Origin of the sequence: Cupriavidus sp. CuC1, from assembly GCF_044627735.1 — a bacterium.
GTDB lineage: Bacteria > Pseudomonadota > Gammaproteobacteria > Burkholderiales > Burkholderiaceae > Cupriavidus > Cupriavidus ulmosensis.
The window spans coordinates 61,311-79,396 of sequence record NZ_JBIUHC010000027.1 but is presented as its reverse complement, the minus strand read 5'-3'; the positions used below and the strand labels follow the sequence as shown (position 1 = coordinate 79,396).

Sequence of the window (18,086 nt, the reverse complement as noted above, 5' to 3'; positions counted from 1 at the left end):
GCCTGCTTCCAGCAATGGAAGAGACCAAACGAGGTACTACGACGACTATGCTGCATTATTTAAGACGTTGTGTTTAGAAATATGAAAAGCAAATATAAAAAGCTGTCTATCAATCGCATACGATCAAACCAGGCGGTCATCACCGCTGCGGGACGCGCTATCCGACCAAGTGGGGATCTGCGGCATCGTCGCCTTCGGTATAGCCATCGCGATTGCTGATGCGGGCGAGCGTGGCCGCGGCAACTGCACTTCGGGCAGGCGACGCCCAGACGCCGATGCGATCCAGGCTTGCAACGAATCGGGCGGAGCCATCCACATTGCGGGCGCCATCCGTGTAGACGTCACGCTCGTCAATACGCGCGCCATCCGTGAACGGGTCACGCTCGCCCTTTCGTGCGCCGTCAATGAACGGGTCACGCTCTCCGATGCGCGCAGCGGCAGCGCCAGGGCCATAGCCATGAGCGGAAGCCAGGTCGGCCGCGGACACAGCCTGCACCCCGCCTGCGGCGGCCGCAAGGGCAACGATCGAGACAAAGCGCTTTGTAAAGGTTGCGACGTTGATGATTCTCATGATGAATTCCAGGGTTACGTATAGAGCCGTTGCGCCGGTGTCCGGCGCGGCCAATGTTGCAACGCCGGCGGATCCTCTGCTCTTTGCTGCCGCCGCCGCGCTACAGGATGCATTTAAGGCGACCGATGTATCTGGTCCGTAGCGACTTGGCGGTAGCGCTGTGAGCACACGTATCGCACTGGGCAAGCGATACAAACGAATACAAAATCGATCGTCGCGGTTAATCGATCGTCGCGGTTGCGAGAAGGAAGAGCTATGGGAGCACGGGCAGGCAGCACCCCGAAGGGCCGCAGGATGCCGCGCTCGGGATCTTTGCAAAAGGGAGCCCGGCATGCCTGCCGGGAAGCAAGGTGTGACTGAACCGGCGCACCGCAGGCGCCCCCGCTTTGTACCGCAACGTATCGGACTGTGGCCTTGACACCGTTCCTTACCGGCCCTGCCCGTCGCCGATACATCGCGGACGTGCGGCTCGTGTCTCATCACGGGTATCGCGGGTGCATGACGTCGCCGCGGCCACCCATCCTGGAGGACGATGATGCCCACTTTCCTGATTGCCTATCTCGGGGGCATGCTGACGATACTGAGTCCATGCATTCTCCCCGTCGTGCCCTTTGTGTTCGCACGCGCGGAGCAGCCTTTCCTGCGCTACACGCTGCCGATGCTCGTCGGCCTCGTCCTGACCTTCTCGCTCGTCGCCACGCTTGGGGCGGTGGGCGGCACCTGGGCGATCGAGGCCAGCCACCACGGCCGTTACGTTGCGCTCGCGCTGCTGACGCTCTTCGGCCTGACCCTGCTGTCTGCGCAGGTGGCCAGCGCAGTTGCGCGCCCGCTCATGACACTTGCCGATCGTCTTCTCCCGCGCCTGGGCGCCGCCGGCCCCGTGCCCACCTTCGGCTACGCGCTGATGGTCGGCGTCGCCACCGGCCTGGTATGGACACCGTGCGCGGGACCCATCCTGGGACTGGTGCTCGCCGGCGCTTTCCTGCACGGCGCCCAGGCTCATACCACGGTGCTGTTGATGGCCTATGCGGCGGGCGCGGCGACGTCGCTGGCCCTGGCGCTGGCCGTCGGGGGGCGTATCCTGGGGACCCTCAAGCGGTCCCTGCGGGCCGGCGCATGGATCCGCCGCGGCCTCGGCGCGGCAGTGCTCGGCGTCGTGGCGGCGGTCACGGCCGGGGCGGACACCGGTCTCCTTGCCATGCTTCCGGGCGCGCAAGCCACGCAGTTCGAACAGACACTGGTTAGCGCGATCCACGCAAGCCGGCCCACACCGGCAACGTCCGCGGCAACCACTGAGGCAGCCGGCGGCGGCATGATGCGCGTAGCGGCCGAGGGGCTACTCGCCCGAAACAGCGGCTTGCCCGACGAAGGCCGGCTCCCGTCGCTCGACGGCGCGATCGGGTGGCTCAACGCCCCGCCGCTGACAAGCGAGCAGTTGCGCGGCAAGGTCGTCGTGGTGGATTTCTGGACATACTCCTGCATCAACTGCATCCGCACCCTCCCCTATATCCGCGCCTGGGCGGATAAATACAAGGACCAGGGGCTGGTAGTGATCGGCGTGCATACGCCCGAGTTCGCCTTCGAGAAGCGGATCGGCAACGTGCGCCAGGCCGTCGAGCAATTCAAGATCCGCTACCCGGTTGCGGTGGACAGCGATTTCCGAATCTGGCGGGCGTTCGGCAACAGCTACTGGCCGGCGCTCTACTTCATCGATGCCAGCGGGCAGATTCGCCACCACCAGTTCGGCGAGGGCAACTATGAACAGTCCGAGGCTGTCATCCAGGCCTTGCTGAAGGAGGCCGGCACGCAAAAAGCCGCCACCGGGCCGGTCAGGATCGACACGTCCGGTGCGCAAGCGGCGCCGGACCTGGACAACCTGCGCTCGCGCGAGACCTATATCGGCTACCAACAGGCATCCAGCTTCGCTTCGCCCGAGGGCCTGCGCGCCGGCGCCGCACGCGACTACACCATCCCCGAGCCGCGCCTGAATCGCTGGGGCCTGAGCGGCAACTGGACCGTGGAGGCCGAACAAGCCACGCTCAACCGTGCCGGCGGCGGCATCGCCTACCGCTTCCGTGCACGCGACCTGCACCTCGTCCTCGGCCCCGGCGCCGACGGCAAGCCGGTGCGCTTGCGCGTCATGATCGACGGCAAGGCGCCCGGCGCCGACCACGGCACCGATATCGACGCGGATGGCAACGGCACCGTCACGCAGACCAAGCTCTACCAGCTCGTTCGCCAGTCGGGTACGGTCGGCGAGCACACCCTCGACATCCGTTTCCTGGACCCGGGCGTCCAGGCCTTCGTCTTCACTTTCGGCTAACGCGAAGGGCCCGGAAGGATGCTTCCGGGCCCTCATTCAGCCGCCTGCCGGCAAGGCAAGCGTTCCAACAACCATCCCCAGCCACCGTATCAGGCCGCCGCACATACCGCGTCCAGCACGCGCTCCAGCTGCCTCGCCACGTTGTCTGCCGATGCGTAGCCCGCCGCCACCTGATACTGCTTGTTGCCATCGCGAAGCACCAGCGTCGGAAAGCTGCTCACGAGCGGGGCAATAGCGGTTGCCGCGCTTTCGCCTATTCGCGGCCGTACCCTCCCCCTCCGGGCGTCTCGATCACGAAGACGTCGCCCGGCTGCATCTCGGCCCTGCCGATGTGCGGTAACGCATCCCGGGTGCCGTTCGCGCGCTCAATGTAGTTGTTGCCGAGTGCACCGGCGCCACCGCCCGCCACGCCGAAAGGCGCGTGCACGCGGTTGTTCGACAAGATCGAGGCGATCATTGGCGTCAGGAAGCGCACGCGTCGGATCGCGCCGTTGCCGCCCCGCCAGCGCCCGGCGCCGCCCGAGCCGTGGCGGATCACGTGGCTGTCGAGCCTGACCGGATAGCGCCACTCGAGAATCTCCGGATCCGTCAGGCGCGAGTTGGTCATATGCGTCTGGACCGTATCGGTACCATGGTAGCCGTCGCCTGCGCCGCTGCCGCCGGAGATGGTCTCGTAGTACTGGTAGCGGGCGTTGCCGAACGTGAAGTTGTTCATCGTTCCCTGGCTCGACGCCACAACCCCCAGCGCACCATAGAGCGCGTTCGTGATCGCGGACGACGTTTCCACGTTGCCCGATACCACCGCCGCCGGAAAGACAGGGTTGAGCATCGACCCCTCCGGGACGATCACGCGCAACGGCTTGAGGCAGCCGGCATTGAGCGGGATGTCGTCCTTCACCAGCGTGCGGAACACATACAGCACCGCCGCCATGCAGACCGCCTTCGGCGCGTTGAAATTGTTCGGCAACTGCGCCGACGTTCCGGTGAAGTCGATCGTCACGCCTTGCTTGTCGGGATCGACACGAATCGCCACTTCGATCACGGCGCCATTGTCGAGCGGATAGCGGTAGCTGCTGTCCTTCAAGGCACCGACGACGCGGCGCACCGCGGCTTGCGCGTTGTCCTGCACGTGGCCCATATAGGCCAGCACCACATCGCGGCCGAACGCGCCCACCATGCGACGCAGCTCGTCCACGCCCTTCTGGTTCGCCGCCACCTGGGCGCGCAGGTCAGCCATGTTCTGGTCAATGTTGCGCGCGGGATAGCGCCCCGAGGCCAGCAACGCGCGCGTGTCGGCATCGCGCAGCGTGCCGCCCGCGATCAACTGCCAGTTGTCGATCAGCACGCCCTCCTCCTCGACGTGACGCGAGTCGGGGGGCATGGAGCCCGGCGTGATGCCGCCGATGTCCGCATGGTGGCCGCGCGAGCCCACGTAGAACAGAGGCTCCGCACCGCGCTCATGGAAGACTGGTGTAATGACGGTCACGTCCGGCAGATGGGTACCGCCATGGTACGGATCGTTGAGCATGAAGACATCGCCGTCACGCATCTTGCCGCGATTGCGTTCGATTACGGTCCGAATGCTCTCGCCCATCGAGCCGAGATGTACCGGCATGTGCGGGGCATTGGCAATGAGATTGCCGTCGCGGTCAAAGATCGCGCAGGAGAAATCGAGCCGCTCCTTGATGTTCACGGAGTACGCCGTGTTCTGCAAACGCAGGCCCATCTGCTCCGCGATCGACATGAACAAGTTGTTGAAGATCTCGAGGCGCACCGGATCGACCGCCGTATCGAGCGCGCGCTGCGCGGCACGCGCAAGCACCCGCGTGAGCACCAGGTTGCCCTGCGCAGTCATCTCGCCGCGCCACCCGGGCTCGATCACCGTGGTTCCGCTCTTTTCCGCCACGATCGCGGGACCGTCGAGCGTATCCCCGGCGAGTAGCGCATCACGCTGGAACAGGCCGGTGTCGAGCCAGGCGCCGCCGGCGTACATGCGCACGGTTGCCACGCGCTGCGGCGCTCCCGATTCGCGCCGGACGAGCGGCGCGATGTCCACCGGCGCGTCCGAGCGCCCGATGGCCTCGACGGATGCCACTTCGGCAATCAGCTGCGCGCCGTCAATCAGGAAGGAGTAGCGCTGGCGATAAGCTGCCTCGAACGCCGCACGCATCGCCGCCACGGAGCCGAACGGCACTGCGATGGCCGAGTCGGTGCCGTCGTAGCGCAGATGCACGCGCCGGATCGTATCGATGCGCTCAGCCGCCACGCCCTGCGCGAGGAGGCTGCGTTGCGCGTCGGCGGACAGCGCGTCGAGCGCGGCCTCGAGTTCGGGCAATGCCGCGTCGCTCAGTATCGATTCGACCGCGCGCTCGCGCATCGCTGTCTGTTCCGCGAGGCCCATGCCGTACGCCGACAAGACACCTGCCAGCGGATGCGCCAGCACCTGCGTCATGCCCAGCGCATCGGCCACGCCGCATGCATGCTGGCCGCCCGCGCCGCCGAACGTCGTCAGTACATAGTTCGAGACATCGTGGCCGCGCTGTACCGAGATCTTCTTGATCGCATTGGCCATGCTGCCGATTGCGATCTCCAGGAAGCCCTCGGCCAGGGCTTCGGGGGTCTGGCGCTTGCCGGTCGCCGCGGCGATCTCGTCGGCCAGCGCGGTGAACTTGCGCACCACGGCGTCGCGGTCGAGCGCCTCGTTCGCCTGCGGTCCGAACATCTTCGGGAAGTATTCGGGCTGGATCTTGCCTAGCATCACGTTGCAATCCGTGACCGCAAGCGGACCGCCGCGGCGATATGCCGCCGGCCCCGGATTGGCGCCGGCCGATTCCGGCCCCACGCGCAGGCGCGTTCCATCGAACCCCAGCACTGAGCCGCCGCCCGCTGCCACCGTGTGGATGCTCATCATGGGCGCGCGCATGCGCACCCCCGCCACCTGGGTCTCGAACACGCGCTCGAACTCGCCGTGATAGTGCGAGACATCGGTGGAGGTGCCGCCCATGTCAAAGCCGATCACGCGCGGGAAGCCGGCTTGCGTCGACGCCCTCACCATGCCGACGATGCCGCCGGCGGGTCCGGACAGGATGGCATCCTTGCCCTGGAAGTTGTCGGCGCGCGTCAGGCCGCCGCTGCTCTGCATGAACTGCAGGTTGACGCCGGGCATCTCGCCGGCCACCTGCTCCACATAGCGGCGCAGGATCGGCGACAGGTACGCGTCCACGACGGTCGTGTCGCCGCGGGAGACCAGCTTCATCAACGGCGACACCTCGTGCGAGACGGACACTTGCGCAAAGCCGATCTCGCGGGCCAGCGCGGCCACGGCCTTCTCGTGCGCCTGGTGACGATAGCCGTGCATGAGCACGATGGCCAGCGCGCGTGTGCCCTTGCCGTGCACGGCCTCGAGCGCACGGCGGGCGCAATGCAGGTCGAGTTCGCTCACCACCTCGCCGTGCGCGCCGATGCGCTCGTCGATCTCCACCACTTCGTCGTACAGAGACTCGGGCAGCACGATATCGAGATCGAACAGTCGCGGCCGGTTCTGGTAGGCAATGCGCAGCGCATCGCGGAAGCCGCGCGTGGTCACCAGCGCGGTGGGCTCGCCCTTGCGCTCCAGCAACGCGTTGGTCGCCACGGTAGTGCCCATCTTGACCATTTCCACCTGCGCCGAGGTGATCGGCTCTCCGGCGGCAAGGCCCAGCAAGTGACGAATGCCTGCGACGGCAGCATCACGGTACTGCTCAGGATTCTCCGACAGCAGCTTGTGGGTCGTGAGGGTGCCGTCAGGCCGGCGCGCGACGATGTCCGTGAAGGTGCCTCCCCGGTCGATCCAGAATTGCCAGCGGGAATCCATCTGCGGTACGGGAGTATTCAGTTGAGTCATGGTGCGAAATGCCAGAATTGCCAGGTGTGGAGCGCGGCGCTAGCGCGCGCTGCGCCGACGAATCCGCCCGCGAGCCGCGCGCAAGGCACGGCTCGCCGGACAAGGGGGTAAGGAGGATGCGGGTCGAGGTGGCGGCCGGCGCCATGGCGCCAGCTGCCGGGGACTTACATGCCGGCGGCTTCGAGCTCGCGGCCACGGGTTTCCGGCAGCGTCAGCGCGGCAATGATCAGCACGCCATAGGCCGCCGCGGCGAAGATGCCGATGCTGGCGCCGAGACCATATTGCTTGGACAGCGCGCCGATCAGGAAGGGAAAGAGTGCGCCGACAGCCCGGCCGAAGTTGTAGCAAAAGCCCTGGCCGGAACCACGCACCCGCGTCGGGAACAGTTCGGTCAGGAACGCGCCCATGCCGCTGAAAATGCCCGAGGCGAAGAAGCCGAGCGGAAAGCCGAGCCAGAACATGGCACTGTTGCTCAACGGCAGCATCGTGTAGCCAAAGGCAACCGTCATCGAGCCCACCGCGAAGAGAATGAAGTTCGGCTTGCGGCCAAGCCTGTCGGTCAGATAGGAACTGACGAGGTAGCCGATCCACGAGCCGAAGATGATCATGGCCAGGTAGCCCCCCGTCCCCATCACAGTCAGGTGACGTTCGGTCTTCAGGTACGTCGGCAGCCAGGTCGTGATCGCGTAGTACCCGCCTTGTGCGCCAGTCGCCAACAGCGCCGCGCGCACCGTCGTCGACAGCAGCTTCGGGCTGAAGATCTCCGTGAAACGGGGACGATCGCTCGCCTTGCCTTGCGCCGCCTTCTCTTTTTCGTAGACGTCGGGCTCCTTCACGTAGCGGCGGATCACCACCACCAGCAGCGCCGGGAGCAGGCCGATGAGGAACAGCGCGCGCCACGCCAGTTCAGCGGGCATGACCGAGAACAGCACGGAATACAGGATGGCCGTCAACCCCCAGCCAATCGCCCAGCCCGACTGCACGAGGCCGACAGCCTTGCCGCGATCCTTGGCGCGGATCACCTCCCCGATCAGCACGGCACCGGCGGTCCATTCACCGCCGAAGCCGAAGCCCATGAGCGCACGCGCGGCCAGCAGTTGCTCGTAGTTCTGCGCCAGTCCGCACAAGCCGGTAAAGACTGCGAACCACACCACCGTCAATTGCAGCGTCCGCACCCGGCCGATGCGGTCCGACAAGATGCCGGCAACCCAGCCGCCCAGTGCCGAAGCCAGCAATGTGAGCGTGCCGATGAAGCCGGCGTCGGCCAGGCTGATACCCCAGGTAGCGATCAGCGTCGGAATGACGAACGAGAGCATCTGCGTATCCATGCCGTCGAGCATGTAGCCGACCTTGCAGCTCCAGAAAGCGCGTTTCTCGCGGGGCGACGCATCGCCGTACCAGGAGAACAGGCTGCCGCCGGCGTCGAGGGGCGCAGCTGGTGCCAGGGAGGAAACCGTTGCGGGATTGGCGGCAGCCGCCGCCGCGGGGGTGTTGTTGTCCATGAAACGCTCCTAGGCGCGTAGGGTGAACGGTATTTCGCGCGAGTACCGGGACCGGCCCCCCCTTGATGGATGAGTACGGCCTTCCGCCTCGCGCGGATCTTTCGGTAACCGCCGGTCGTCTGCGGCGTCCGGCCTTGCTAAGGGAAAACGGCCCGCGTTGCTCCGGCGGCCTAAAACACGGCAAGCGAGGCGTTCTTGATATCGGTCACCAGCATGTGGCCGGGCTTGTGCGCGACCGCCAGCGGCAACCTGGCGGCCATGATCGCGGTCTGGGGCGTGACGCCACAGGCCCAGTAGACCGGCAACTCGCCCGGCTTGATCGTGACGGGATCCCCGAACTCGGGCCTGGCCAGGTCTTCGATCCCCAGTTCGGCCGGGTCGCCGATGTGAATTGGCGCACCATGGACGGCAGGGAAACGGCTGGTGATCTGCACGGCGCGAATCGCATCGGCACCGCGCATGGGCCGCATCGATACCACCAGCTCGCCACCGAAAACGCCCGCGCGCCGGTTCGCGATCCTGGTGCGGTACATCGGCACGTTGCGGCCTTCCTCGACGTGGCGCAACGCAATGCCCTCCTTCGCCAGCATCTGTTCGAACGAGAACGAGCAGCCGATGGCGAACACCACGAAGTCGTTCTGCCACAGGTCGGCCAGCGATTCGGTTTCTTCGGCGAGCCGCCCGTCGCGATAGACGTTATACGCAGGCACGTCGTTGCGAATATCCACCTCGCGCCCGAGTACCGGCACATGCCATTGTCCCGGCTCACCAACGCCCAACAATGGACACGGCTTCGGATTGGCCTGGCAAAAGCGCAGGAAATCGCTGGCGTGCGCCGACGGCAGGATGGCCAGGTTGGCCTGGGCGTAGTCGCCGCAATAGCCTGCGGTTGGGCCACGGAACTGGCCGCTGCGCACGGCCTGGCGAAAGTCGAAAGGCATCAGGTCCTCGGGCATCTGCGTTCTCATGTCGTTATGACGTTGTCGTGTATGCCTTGAACGATAGAGAGTAAAATTTTTTATCGCCAACGACTTTTTGTTGGCACCTCCGTATAGAATTTCTTAACAATTTTGCGGGTTTTCCCCTACCCGCACCGAGCTGGTGCCAAAGCGGGACGAACGCTAATTGCCGGGATATCCGCAGCAATTTGACGCCTTCTGCAGCGATCCGCTCCACCGCCTGATGAATACGCGATTCCTCGAAACCTTTGTCACGCTGGCCAAATTGCACAGCTTTCGCGCAACAGCAGCCGCGCTGCACGCGACGCCTGCTGCCATTTCCCAACGGATAAAGGCACTGGAAGATGAGCTGCAAACCGCGCTGGTCGATCGGGAGAGTCGCGAATTTCGCCTGACACCCAATGGCGAGTACCTGCTCGGATACGCCAAGGGAGTGGTCGAGGCCGCACGGCGGCTGCAGGCCGCCGCCTCGGGCGACAGCAAGATCCGCGGGCGCCTGCGCCTGGGTGTGATCGAGACCGTGGTGCACAGTTGGTTGCCGAACTACATGCGACGGCTCGCCGCAGACTACCCCCAGCTGGAAGTCGAACTGACCGCCGATGTGAGCGTGGTGCTCCAGCGCAGGCTGATTGCCGACGAGCTCGATCTCATCATTCGCGTCGAAGGCAGCGACGAAAGCAACGTGGTGTGCAATGCACTTGCCAACTATCCCGTGCACTGGGTAGCGCGCGCAGGCTTGCTGTCGCACGCGCGCGGCGGGCTCGCCAGACAGGTGCTGCAGCATCCCATCCTGACGTTCGGTCGAGGGACCGCGCCGCATCGCGCGCTAGAGGACATCGTGGCCAAACTCGCGGGAGCCAACGGTGTGCCACTTTCGGAAACCCGAATTACCGGGTCGCCGTCGATTGCCGTGATCGTGCAGCTCGTGCGCGACGGTTTCGGCGTGGCCGCTATTCCGCGCCTGTTCGTCGACAAGCTGATCGAGAGCGGCGAAGTCGTGGAGTTACCGCTGCAGCCCGCGCCTCCGTCCATCGTGGTGTCGATGTCGCGGCGCGCCGACGCGCCGCTATTCGTGCACGGCGCCGCCAACTCGGCACGCGCGGCCTGTGCAGAATACTGCCGCAACAGCAACAGGCGGCTGGTTGAGCCGCTGTGACGTCGCATGAGTTGGCAAGAGTCCATGAAGGCGCTGTTCCACCCACGAGCCAAGTCATTTCCCGCAGGCGTGCCTATTCGGATAGGTCAGCAGCAGGTCGCCGATCGCACGGGCTATACGGCCATTGCCGTCGTCAAACGGATGCACGGTGACGAGCCACAAATGGCCGAGGCCCGCATTGAGCAGAGGTGGATCGTTCGATGCACCATTGACCCAGTCAAGAAATCGGCTTGTTTCAGCTTCCAGGCGAGTGGCTGGCGGCGCTTCGAAATGCACACGTTGTCGGCCGATGGGGCCGGACACCACCTTTCTCCGCAGGCGCAAGTTATTCGCCGCACCAAGTGCGGTGATAGCCCCTGGTTTTCGCTGCAGGAAGGCAAAGCTGGCCGGTCGCCTAGCCCGGTAACGATCCAGGCACATGCCCAGCGCGCGCATGATCCATACGGCGGCCGAACGTGCCTCCGTGGCTTGCGTGTCGCGTCACTTCGCTGCGTCTTGATTTGCAGCGAATGCGGTGGGGACCGGATAGCGGCCTGGTTAGATGCTCACTGATAGGCATCAGGTGGAAAAACTCACATCCGCAGCATCATCCCTTTTCTTGCGCTTCGGAGCCATCCCCTAAAGCAGTAACCAACGCATCTAGAAATGCCCGAGTTCGAGCGGGCATGAGCCGACGTCCCGGAAACACCGCCCAGATCCGTCCGGCAGGCATGTTCCATTGAGGCAGTACGCGTGTCAGCAGACCGCGTTGCACAGCCTCACGCGCGTAGAAGTCCGGCACGCTTACGACGCCGAAACCCGCCTGCGCCATGCGCAACAGCACGGTGATGGAGTTGGCCAATGTGTATTGCCGGGGCGTTCCGCTCCAGCGCTCTTTCTCTTCACCCACACCACGCTCGAGGGTCCATCCGCGCGCTTCCCCCGTGCGCGTCAGCTGCAGCAAGCCATGCAGATCGAGCAGATCATCAGGCGCTTGCGGCGTATCCACGCTCGTCAAGTAGGCCGGCGAGGCATACAACCCCACTGTGGCCTCGGCAAGCTTGCGCGCGCTAAGGTCGCTGTCTTCGAGCGAGTCTCCTGCGCGAAGCGCGAGGTCGAAGTTCTCGCCAATCAGATCCACCCGCCGGGATGACAAGTCCATGTCGAGCACGATGGCGGGATGCTCGCGCACGAAATTGGCCAGCATTTCCGACAGTGCGCTCGCTGCCAGATCGGGCAGCAGTGAGACCCGCAGGCGCCCGCTCGGCTTGACCTGGCGATGTTGCGCCAAAGCGAGCGCGCCATCGACCTCCGCTGCCACGCCACGAGCGTGTTCGAGAACGTGGACGCCGAAATCGGTAATGGTGAGCTTGCGCGAACTGCGGTTGACGAGTCGCTCGCCCAGGCGTTTCTCCAGCGCTGCTATGCGCCTTGAAACGGTGGATTTGGGTAGGCGCACGCGCTCGGCTGCGCGGCTGAAGCTGCCGACTTCGGCAACGCGAGCGAATAGCAGGAGATCGTTGGCGTCGAGGTCGATCATGGTAGGCAGCCTATTTTCCAGCGTTCCACTGGCGCAACGCAGGAGTGCATTTCGCCATCTATCGTTGCGCTGTTGAAGTTTATAGACTCCAAAACATCAATGTCAACGCCACATTGGAGTAACCATGAACATCCCGCAAATCAACTCGGGCGCCCGTTCCGACGCAAGCGGAAGCGGCTCGCATTCCACCCGCCTCGCCAGCGATGTGGTGCAAGGCCCGCGCGAGAAGCGCCCCGGCGCGACGCTCGTCGTGCTGGCGCGGTGGACTCTTCGGCACCTCGAGCAGCGCGACGTCGATGCGCGGCTGCTCGATCTGCGACCTGCTGCGCTTCGGCATGACCATCGTCGGACTGCCGTACAGCCACCAAAGGCAGATATGAAGACCAAGCTGCTCATATCGGCCGAAGCGCTCAAGCAGTAAGCCCGTTCGGAGATAAGTCTCATGAAGCTGCTACACGTAGATTCCAGCATCCTCGGGCAAGGCTCCGTCAGCCGTGATCTGTCAGCGGATGTAGTCGCGACCTTCCGGGGCCGCCATCCCGACCTTGCGGTCACTCGTCTCGACCTTGCCGCCACACCGATCGGCCATCTGACGGCAGCACACCTCGCGGCCGCGCAAGGCGCTCCGGTCGACGATGCATTGAAGTCCGACGTTGCCATGGGCCAGGTCGCGCTCGAGGAGTTCCTGGCAACCAACATCGTGGTCATCGGCGCGCCGATGTACAACCTTGGCGTGCCCTCTCAACTGAAGGCCTGGATCGACCGCATCTCTGTCGCCGGGAAGACGTTCCGCTACGGGGAGCACGGCCCGGTCGGACTGTGCGGCGGCAAGAAGCTGTTCATCGCCTCGTCGCGCGGCGGCGTTTACAGCGAAGGCTCGCCCGCAGCCTTCTTCGATCATCAGGAAACCTATCTGAAGGCGGCCTTCGGCTTTCTGGGCATCACCGATATCACCTTCGTTCGCGCGGAAGGTGTGGCGATGGGCCCGGAGGCACGCAGTGGGGCCATCGACTCGGCGAAGAAAGAGACCGCCGCGCTCGCTGCATGAGATAGCACCGCCCCAACAAAATACGCACTGGAGAACAACCATGTCGAACACCCAGAAGCTCATCGCCGTCGTCGGCGCAACCGGTCAGCAAGGCGGCGCCGTTGTGCGCGCGCTGCAGGCGAGCGGTCAATTCAAAGTGCGCGCGTTGACGCGCAATCCGGCCAAGCATCCGAAGCTGGGTGACGAAGTCCTTCTGGCGGATTTCAATCGTCCGGAAACGCTGAAAGCCGCGTTTGCCGGCGCACACGGAGTTTTCCTGGTGACCAATGCCTGGGAAGCAGGTGCGGACGAACCCAAGCAGGCACTCGCCGCCGTCAACGCGGCAAAAGACGCCGGCGTGCAGCACTTCATCTGGTCGACGCTCCCAAACGTGGAGACGATCAGCCACGGCAAGATCAATGTCCCGCATTTCACGGCCAAGGCAAAGGTCGAGCGTATCGTGAGCGAAGCTGGATTTGCCTACCACACGTTTGTGATCGCTTCGTTCTACTACCAAAACCTGCTCGGCGTAATGGCCCCGCAGAAACAAGCGGATGGCACCGCGGGTTGGGCGCTGCCGCTTGATCCCGAGCGGCGGGTCATCCACATGGGCGATATCACTGAACTCGGCCGCTTGGTGGTTGGTGCGTTCGCGCAGCCGGGACTCGCGGGGCACGGTGAACATTTGCCGCTTGTCGGCGACTTCCTGAGCTTCAACGAGATCATCGCCACCCTGAATCGTCAAGGAAACGAGTTCTCGTTCACGCGAGTCCCACGCGAGGTTTTTGCTGGCTGGTTCCCGGGCGCCGAGGGCGTCGCGGCGATGCTCGCCTACTTCGAAGCGCACACGTATCTCGGCTCGGATTCGCGCGACGCGATCGCGCTCGCCAACCAAGTCGCCGGCCAGCAGCCGACGAAGTTTGCCGCATGGGCCAAGGCGAACTTCGCGACTCCGGCCGCCGCCTGAAGACACATCTCTCCGAAGGAAAATACCCATGAGCCGGATTCCTACCCACACAGCCGAGGGCGCGCCCGATGCGTCGCGCCCGCTTCTGCAAGAGATTGCCCAGTCTTCCCCTACGGGACGTCCCCTGAACGTGCATGCCCAGATGGCGCATTCTCCGGCGGTGCTGGCGGCGTACACATCGCTGCGCGCCGTGACCGCCGAGCACGGCACCTTAGATCCGAAGGTGAGTTGGGCGCTAAATCTCGCAACTGCGGCCACGGTCGGGAACGACTACATGATTGGTATCGCCAGTCGATTCGCCCGCATGAACGGTTGGACCGAAGCACAGATTGCCGCCCTGCGGACAGGCACAACAACGGGCGACACCAAGATCGACGCGCTGACCCGCGTGGTCAGGCAAGCCGCTGCCAATTCGGGAAACGTCACCGACGCCACGTGGAAGGCCGCTCAACAAGCCGGCTGGAGCGATGAGCACCTGACTGAGGCATTCGCGTTCTTGGGGCTGACGGTGTTCACGGGATACTTCCTCAATTACGCGCAAACCGATACAGACATCTGACCAGGCACCACATCTATGGCAAGTCAAATACCTGGAGAGCGCCCCATGCATGCCGTCATCCAAACTCCGCCCCCCCTCGTCGGTGTCGGCCGTAACGTAATCTTCCGCACGCGCGGCTACGCGCACGGTCCGGTCGTCCGCATGGTCGGCCCCACCGACGTCGGCAAGATGATCAAGCCGTTTGTATTTCTCGATCTCGTCGATACGCAAGAGGCGATTGGCCAACAGGGTTTCGGCTGGCATCCGCATTCGGGCATCGCTACGTTGACCTTGGCGATGGAAGGGCAAGGTCGCTTTGTCGAATCCATCGGCCACGAAGGAACGATGGTGGCGGGCGACATCGAGTGGTTGAGCGCCGGGCGTGGCGTCTGGCATTCCGGCTTCGCCGTGCCCCCGATCAAGGCCTTCCAGCTATGGGTCGCCTTGCCGCCAGAGCGCGAACTGGCTCCCGCGTTCAGCCAACATCTTTCGGCAAACGAAATCCCGTCGGATGGCCCGGCGCGCGTGCTGCTCGGCCGTAGCGGCGAGGCGGTCAGCCCGATTGATGCACCTCCGGGCGTCAACTATTTCGTTGTGCAGCTCAAGGCCGGCCAGCGCTGGACCTACCAGCCGCCGCGGGACTACCGGGTCGGTTGGATCGCAGTGATGGACGGTAGCCTGTGCACGCCCGATCCAGTCGACAAAGGTGAACTGGCCGTATTTGACCAGTCCGATGCGGCGATCGAATTCGAAGCTGTGACCGATGCGCGCTTCGTGCTCGGTACGGCAATCCCGCATCCGCACGACCTCCACCTTGGCTACTACTCGGTGCACACCAGCCCCGCAGCGCTGATCGAGGGCGAACGCGAAATCGCGCGCATCGGTCGAGAACTGCGCGCCAAGGGCGTGGTGCGTTGATCCGCCTTTTCGTAGACCGATGCTATTCCACTCAACCAGAGCACATCGTGGCCGTGGCTTCCGTCATCATTGGTAGCGTCCGTCAGGGACGCTTCTCCGAGAAACCCGCGCGCTGATTCCCGACCATCTGAAGAAGCGAAGAAGCGCGAAGGCGTTGACGCGCGCCTGCTCGACCTCGAAGACTTTCCGATGCCGTTCCACGAGCGACGAGCTGCTGTGGTGGACCAAAGCGCTGAAGACCGCGCGGGCAAGCTGACGATGCTCGAATGATTCATGCGCTCGCGTGGGGCGCGCAATTGACTATACGAACGCGGTGTGCGGCAAGGCTTTTGCAACCGGCTTCGCCAATCTCGATTCCGCTGCGCAGTCTTGAACTGCCAGCATCCAACAGGAGCAGTTCCATGACGCATGGCATCGACGAACGCAAACGCTGGCTTGCCCTTATCGTGCTCTGCCTGGGCGTGCTGATGATCGTGCTGGACACGACCATCGTGAACGTCGCACTGCCGTCCATCCGGGCGGACCTGGGCTTTACCGAAACCTCGCTCGTGTGGGTGGTCAACGCCTACATGCTGACCTTTGGCGGCTTCTTGCTGCTGGGCGGCCGGCTGGGCGATCTTTACGGCCACCGCAAGCTGTTCCTCGGCGGCATTACGCTGTTTACGCTGGCGTCGCTCGCATGTGGCATGGCGAATTCGCAAATCCTGCTGGTATGCGCGCGTGCCGTGCAGGGTTTGGGTGGCGCGGTCGTCTCCGCTGTTTCGCTGTCGCTGATCATGAATCTGTTCACCGAGACCGGCGAACGGGCCAAAGCGATGGGCGTGTACGGCTTTGTCTGCGCGGGGGGCGGCACCATCGGCGTATTGCTCGGCGGTCTGCTGACCAACCTGCTGAGCTGGCACTGGATCTTTCTCGTCAACCTGCCCATTGGCATCACCGTCTATGCGCTGTGCGTCGCGCTCTTGCCGTCAGCACGCGGCCATGCTCATGGCGAACGGCTCGACGTGGCCGGCGCGGTGACGGTGACGGCTTCGCTGATGCTCGCCGTGTACGCTGTCGTGAACGGCAATGAAGCGGGCTGGACCTCGGCGCAGACGCTGGGCCTGCTGTTCGCCGCGCTGGCGCTGTTGGCCGTGTTTCTCGTGATCGAAGCGCGCGTGCAGCATCCGTTGATGCCGCTCGGTCTGTTCCGCTTGCGCAACGTCGCGACTGCCAATGTGGTCGGCGTACTTTGGGCAGCGGCAATGTTCGCGTGGTTCTTCATCTCCGCCTTGTATCTGCAGAGCGTGCTCGGCTACCGGCCCTTGCAGGTCGGGCTCGCGTTTTTGCCGGCCAGTCTGATCATGGCGTTCTTTTCGCTGGGCCTGTCGGCGCGCGTGGTGATGCGCTTCGGTCTGCGCCTTCCGCTTGCCTTCGGGCTGCTCGTCGCGGCGTGTGGCCTCGCGCTGTTCGCACGGGCACCGGTGAACGGCAACTTCGTGCTCGACGTGCTGCCTGGCATGATCCTGTTCGGCTTCGGCGCGGGCATCGCATTCAATGCCGTGCTGCTGGCTGCCATGAGCGACGTCGATCCGAGCGGTTCTGGCCTCGCGTCCGGTATCGTCAATACGTCGCTGATGATGGGGGGCGCACTCGGCCTCGCGGTGCTCGCAAGTCTCGCTGCCGCGCGCAGCGACGCGATGCAGGCTTTCGAAAGCGCCACGGCGGCGCTCAATAGCGGCTATCACGTGGCGTTTCTGTTCGGTGCGATCTTCGCGGCGGCGGCGGGTGTGCTGGGCGGTTTGTTGTTGCGTCCTGGGCAGCCAGGCGGCGCCGGCGCACGACCGGTTGCTGACAGTCACGGCGTGGTGACAGCGGACCCCGCACCCGCAACCTGCAACGCGGCAGCGACGGAACACTACTGACCGAACACGAGCCGTGTCGGCAGTCGATCACGCCAACCGTGCGCTTCGCATCCATGCCTACGGTCGCCCCAAGGCCGTCTCGATCGATCAGGTGGACAAGAATCCACATGCAAGATGTCGCCAAAGGCACTTTGCACGCTGCTTCATTCGAAATGAGACGGCCGGCAACATCGGCAGACCTGGCCGGGCTATTGGAAAGATGGGAACATCAGCCGATGACGACGAAGAAGGAGCCGCCTCAACGCGGCAACGGTAGCGCCCCCCCCTGCTGAGCTACCCAGACCAGATGCGAAGGTACCTATCGCCCCGTGTAAGTAATCTCGCCGTTTGGCAGAAAGTACAACATGATGGCTGCCCCGCCTTGAACTTCTGGGAAATGCTCACTCATGGGCTCCGGTGCGGTCCAGCCAGCAGGCCGGCCGCAGAATTCGGCGTCAGGATTGAGCGGAACAATCATATTGATTTCACCGTTCGGGTGGGCGTGAAACTGACCAACCAGATTGTCCATATAGACGCTGTTGACGCTGAATCCATACGTCTGCGGACTTGCCTCGAACACCGGGCTGCGCCGATACGTCGGGCCAGTGATCTCAATGTTGCAGGCCCAGCCTTCACGCTCGCCGGCAATGATGAGCGATGCAAGGCTGTCATAGAGTTCGCTGCCTGGAGGATGTGTCTTGTTGAGCCAAGCCTCCAGCTCAGGGCCTAGCGGCTGGTCCTTGACCTGTGCCAAAAGCCTGATTGACTCCATACGTAGCCGTTCGCGCGTATCCATGTATTGCACTCCTTCAATCGTGTTCGAGGCGATTCGGTCTCCTG

Annotated in this window: 15 protein-coding genes and 1 pseudogene; 8 read left to right on the top strand and 8 right to left on the bottom strand. The window is 64.2% G+C overall.

Annotated features, from left to right (window positions below; translation table 11 throughout):
• Positions 1-157 precede the first annotated feature (157 nt).
• Positions 158-571, bottom strand: a complete 414-nt coding sequence (locus ACGLHR_RS14495; protein WP_400094656.1) for a hypothetical protein — start codon at positions 569-571, stop codon at positions 158-160.
• Between the two features lie 535 nt (positions 572-1,106).
• On the opposite strand from ACGLHR_RS14495, the gene ACGLHR_RS14490 reads away from it, so the two are divergent.
• On the top strand, positions 1,107-2,894 hold the full coding sequence (locus ACGLHR_RS14490) for a cytochrome c biogenesis protein DipZ (RefSeq protein ID WP_400094668.1): 1,788 nt from the start codon (positions 1,107-1,109) through the stop codon (positions 2,892-2,894).
• Positions 2,895-2,983: 89 nt separating this feature from the next.
• Here ACGLHR_RS14490 and ACGLHR_RS14485 read toward each other — a convergent pair whose 3' ends face one another.
• From ACGLHR_RS14485 to ACGLHR_RS14470, 4 genes are all read right to left on the bottom strand, one after another.
• Positions 2,984-3,115 carry a hypothetical protein gene (locus ACGLHR_RS14485; RefSeq protein WP_400094655.1) on the bottom strand — a complete coding sequence of 44 codons (132 nt, stop codon included), beginning with the start codon at positions 3,113-3,115 and terminating at the stop codon, positions 2,984-2,986.
• A 32-nt stretch (positions 3,116-3,147) separates the two neighbouring features.
• Positions 3,148-6,777, bottom strand: a complete 3,630-nt coding sequence (locus ACGLHR_RS14480) for a hydantoinase B/oxoprolinase family protein (protein ID WP_400094654.1) — start codon at positions 6,775-6,777, stop codon at positions 3,148-3,150.
• A gap of 164 nt (positions 6,778-6,941) precedes the next feature.
• A complete protein-coding gene (locus tag ACGLHR_RS14475) occupies positions 6,942-8,279 on the bottom strand; it encodes an MFS transporter (protein ID WP_400094652.1) in 1,338 nt (445 codons plus the stop codon).
• A 170-nt stretch (positions 8,280-8,449) separates the two neighbouring features.
• Complete coding sequence (locus ACGLHR_RS14470) at positions 8,450-9,223, bottom strand: putative hydro-lyase (protein ID WP_318233817.1); 774 nt, start codon at positions 9,221-9,223, stop codon at positions 8,450-8,452.
• 238 nt (positions 9,224-9,461) lie between these two features.
• On the opposite strand from ACGLHR_RS14470, the gene ACGLHR_RS14465 reads away from it, so the two are divergent.
• Positions 9,462-10,394: a LysR family transcriptional regulator gene (locus ACGLHR_RS14465; RefSeq protein WP_318233769.1), complete on the top strand. Its 933-nt coding sequence runs from the start codon at positions 9,462-9,464 to the stop codon at positions 10,392-10,394.
• An 87-nt stretch (positions 10,395-10,481) separates the two neighbouring features.
• Here ACGLHR_RS14465 and ACGLHR_RS14460 read toward each other — a convergent pair.
• Together ACGLHR_RS14460 and ACGLHR_RS14455 are read right to left on the bottom strand one after the other, a co-directional pair.
• Positions 10,482-10,703 (bottom strand): annotated as a pseudogene (locus ACGLHR_RS14460) (Fic family protein); the annotation flags it as partial.
• Positions 10,704-10,980: 277 nt separating this feature from the next.
• Positions 10,981-11,913, bottom strand: coding sequence for a LysR substrate-binding domain-containing protein (locus tag ACGLHR_RS14455; RefSeq protein ID WP_400094651.1), 933 nt, complete (start codon positions 11,911-11,913; stop codon positions 10,981-10,983).
• 124 nt (positions 11,914-12,037) lie between these two features.
• On the opposite strand from ACGLHR_RS14455, the gene ACGLHR_RS14450 reads away from it, so the two are divergent.
• The 6 genes from ACGLHR_RS14450 to ACGLHR_RS14425 all read left to right on the top strand — a co-directional run bounded on the left by ACGLHR_RS14450 (position 12,038) and on the right by ACGLHR_RS14425 (position 17,267).
• Positions 12,038-12,334 carry a hypothetical protein gene (locus ACGLHR_RS14450; RefSeq protein WP_400094649.1) on the top strand — a complete coding sequence of 99 codons (297 nt, stop codon included), beginning with the start codon at positions 12,038-12,040 and terminating at the stop codon, positions 12,332-12,334.
• 21 nt (positions 12,335-12,355) lie between these two features.
• The gene (locus tag ACGLHR_RS14445; protein ID WP_400094647.1) at positions 12,356-12,961 is read left to right on the top strand and encodes an FMN-dependent NADH-azoreductase; all 606 of its coding nucleotides are present in this window, start codon (positions 12,356-12,358) and stop codon (positions 12,959-12,961) included.
• Between the two features lie 40 nt (positions 12,962-13,001).
• Positions 13,002-13,907: an NmrA/HSCARG family protein gene (locus tag ACGLHR_RS14440; protein WP_400094645.1), complete on the top strand. Its 906-nt coding sequence runs from the start codon at positions 13,002-13,004 to the stop codon at positions 13,905-13,907.
• 28 nt (positions 13,908-13,935) lie between these two features.
• Entirely contained in the window at positions 13,936-14,466 is a 531-nt protein-coding gene (locus ACGLHR_RS14435) for a carboxymuconolactone decarboxylase family protein (RefSeq protein ID WP_400094643.1), read from the top strand.
• Positions 14,467-14,511: 45 nt separating this feature from the next.
• Positions 14,512-15,363: a pirin family protein gene (locus tag ACGLHR_RS14430; protein ID WP_400094642.1), complete on the top strand. Its 852-nt coding sequence runs from the start codon at positions 14,512-14,514 to the stop codon at positions 15,361-15,363.
• Positions 15,364-15,764: 401 nt separating this feature from the next.
• Complete coding sequence (locus tag ACGLHR_RS14425) at positions 15,765-17,267, top strand: DHA2 family efflux MFS transporter permease subunit (protein WP_400094640.1); 1,503 nt, start codon at positions 15,765-15,767, stop codon at positions 17,265-17,267.
• 298 nt (positions 17,268-17,565) lie between these two features.
• On the opposite strand, the gene ACGLHR_RS14420 is transcribed toward ACGLHR_RS14425, so the two are convergent.
• Complete coding sequence (locus tag ACGLHR_RS14420; protein ID WP_400094639.1) at positions 17,566-18,042, bottom strand: DUF4863 family protein; 477 nt, start codon at positions 18,040-18,042, stop codon at positions 17,566-17,568.
• Positions 18,043-18,086 lie beyond the last annotated feature (44 nt).

What these genes read in the sequence shown, in the direction of transcription:
- ACGLHR_RS14495 (WP_400094656.1), bottom strand. Translation starts at nt 571, where the DNA reads ATGAGAATCATCAACGTCGCAACCTTTACAAAGCGCTTTGTCTCGATC.
- ACGLHR_RS14490 (WP_400094668.1), top strand. Translation starts at nt 1,107, where the DNA reads ATGCCCACTTTCCTGATTGCCTATCTCGGGGGCATGCTGACGATACTG.
- ACGLHR_RS14480 (WP_400094654.1), bottom strand. Translation starts at nt 6,777, where the DNA reads ATGACTCAACTGAATACTCCCGTACCGCAGATGGATTCCCGCTGGCAA.
- ACGLHR_RS14475 (WP_400094652.1), bottom strand. Translation starts at nt 8,279, where the DNA reads ATGGACAACAACACCCCCGCGGCGGCGGCTGCCGCCAATCCCGCAACG.
- ACGLHR_RS14465 (WP_318233769.1), top strand. Translation starts at nt 9,462, where the DNA reads ATGAATACGCGATTCCTCGAAACCTTTGTCACGCTGGCCAAATTGCAC.
- ACGLHR_RS14455 (WP_400094651.1), bottom strand. Translation starts at nt 11,913, where the DNA reads ATGATCGACCTCGACGCCAACGATCTCCTGCTATTCGCTCGCGTTGCC.
- ACGLHR_RS14450 (WP_400094649.1), top strand. Translation starts at nt 12,038, where the DNA reads ATGAACATCCCGCAAATCAACTCGGGCGCCCGTTCCGACGCAAGCGGA.
- ACGLHR_RS14445 (WP_400094647.1), top strand. Translation starts at nt 12,356, where the DNA reads ATGAAGCTGCTACACGTAGATTCCAGCATCCTCGGGCAAGGCTCCGTC.
- ACGLHR_RS14440 (WP_400094645.1), top strand. Translation starts at nt 13,002, where the DNA reads ATGTCGAACACCCAGAAGCTCATCGCCGTCGTCGGCGCAACCGGTCAG.
- ACGLHR_RS14435 (WP_400094643.1), top strand. Translation starts at nt 13,936, where the DNA reads ATGAGCCGGATTCCTACCCACACAGCCGAGGGCGCGCCCGATGCGTCG.
- ACGLHR_RS14430 (WP_400094642.1), top strand. Translation starts at nt 14,512, where the DNA reads ATGCATGCCGTCATCCAAACTCCGCCCCCCCTCGTCGGTGTCGGCCGT.
- ACGLHR_RS14425 (WP_400094640.1), top strand. Translation starts at nt 15,765, where the DNA reads ATGACGCATGGCATCGACGAACGCAAACGCTGGCTTGCCCTTATCGTG.
- ACGLHR_RS14420 (WP_400094639.1), bottom strand. Translation starts at nt 18,042, where the DNA reads ATGGATACGCGCGAACGGCTACGTATGGAGTCAATCAGGCTTTTGGCA.